The following is a 1,908-nucleotide window of genomic DNA, read 5'->3' on the forward strand; positions in this document are numbered from 1 at the left end:
GGCATCATGATGTCGGAGAATACCAGGTCCACTTGCGCATCGACCTGCAGGGCGGCAAGCGCAGCCTGCACATTGGCAACACTGCGTACTCGATAGCCGAGTTGGCGCATGTAATTGGCACCGACATCGGCAACGTCGACATTGTCCTCGACCAGCAGCACGGTGCCGGCGGCTTCGGCCTGCGCAGGCGCCTGTAAGGGCGGCTCGGCGGGTTGCGGCTTTTCCAGGCTACGCGGCAGATAGAGCGTCACCGTGGTGCCCTGCCCTTCGGTGCTCGTCACCGTTGCGGTGCCGCCGGACTGTTTGGCAAAGCCATAGACCTGGCTCAAACCAAGCCCGGTGCCCTTGCTGACATCCTTGGTGGTGAAGAACGGCTCGAACACACGCATCATGACGTCAGCGGGAATGCCCTGCCCGGTGTCTACGACGTGCACGGCAACGAAATCGCCGGAAAGTCCTTCTTCGCTGGCATCGCCCTTGAGCGTCACCGGCCTGGCGCTCATCGACAGCGCGCCGCCGTTCGGCATGGCGTCCTTGGCGTTGACGGCGAGGTTGAGGATGGCGAGTTCGAACTCGCTGGGGTCGACGCGTACGGCGCAGACCGTATCCGGCACCTCGACCTTAATCTCGATATCGGTGCGAAGTGAACGCGTAAGCAATTCACGCAATACCGGCAGGCGCTGCGCGAGATCGATCACCTCCGGCGTCAGCGTCTGGCGCCGCGAATAAGTGAGCAAATGGCGGGTGAGCGTCTCGCCACGGTGACTGGCGGTGCTGATCATATCGAGCAGCCGGAGGGACTTCTTGTCGGTGAGCTCGCGCCGCAGGCGATGCACGCTCCCGCTGATGATCATCAGCAGGTTGTTGAAGTCGTGCGCCACGCCGCCAGTCAATTGCCCGATCGCTTCCATTCGTTGCGCATGCCGCAAGGCGCCCTCGACCGCTTCGCGCCGCTCGGATTCGTCGTAAAGGCGCTGCGTCCGCCGCAGCGCCAATCCAAGGACTGCGAACAGAAACACCATCAACGGGGCGCCGAAAATCAGGTAGTTGATGTTGTAAAGGAGCCATTCGGAGACAATCGCCTTCCATTCCACGCCGGCCAGCACATAGAGAGGAAAGCCCGCGATCTTGCGATAACCGATGCGGCGGGTGATGTGGTCATATGACGATTCGATCGTATAAATGGAGTAATCTTGCCCCTGCGCAATGCGGGTGCGAAAATCCTTGTCATCGTCGAAGCTGAGAAGACTGACTGGCAAGACATCCGGATAGCGCGCCAGAAAATGGCCGTCGGCACGCACCAAGGCGAAATAATCGACTGTATCGCTGATATGGGCGTAGAAATTCTCGAAATAGCGTGCCGGAACTGCGATCGAGATGACGCCATTGAACGCGCCGTCGTCCCAGGGCCGACGCTGCGACAATAAGATGAAATAGTTCTGCTCGCCCGGACGGGGCGCGTTGATGGTGCTCACATATGTACCGCCCTCCCTGCTCTTCAACGCGGTAAAATATTCAGCCTCACTGAAATCGGTATTCCCCGGCGGGAGCAGACTGTTGGAGGAGACCAGCGAATGGCCGTCACGGTCGATGATCACGATGCCTTGCATCTGCGGCATGACGATCTGCTTGAGCCGTTTGCTCAAGGCAGCTTCGTTTAGGCGGATGTCGTTATCCGACATGCCGCGCACGACCTCGTTGACTTCGGCATAAGCACGCTCGATCGTTTCCAGGACCCTAAGCGAATGCTCATGCAGGATGTCGAGCGAGCGAGCGATGCGCTCGTTGGTGATGCGTTCGAAATTGCGGTAATCCACCCAGGCGGTAATTGCAAACAACATCATCGGCAGTACGACCGATGCCACCATCAAAGCTTTGAGCAGCCTGACAGCCGCGTGACGCTCGCTC

1 protein-coding gene is annotated in these 1,908 nt (G+C 59.5%); it reads right to left on the minus strand.

The genetic code is table 11. From position 1 onward, the window contains the following. Positions 1 to 1,908 (minus strand): hybrid sensor histidine kinase/response regulator (locus AC52W5_RS04250; RefSeq protein ID WP_495670098.1); only part of this gene is annotated, 1,908 nt, incomplete at both ends.

The organism is Nitrosospira sp. CT (assembly GCF_059489795.1).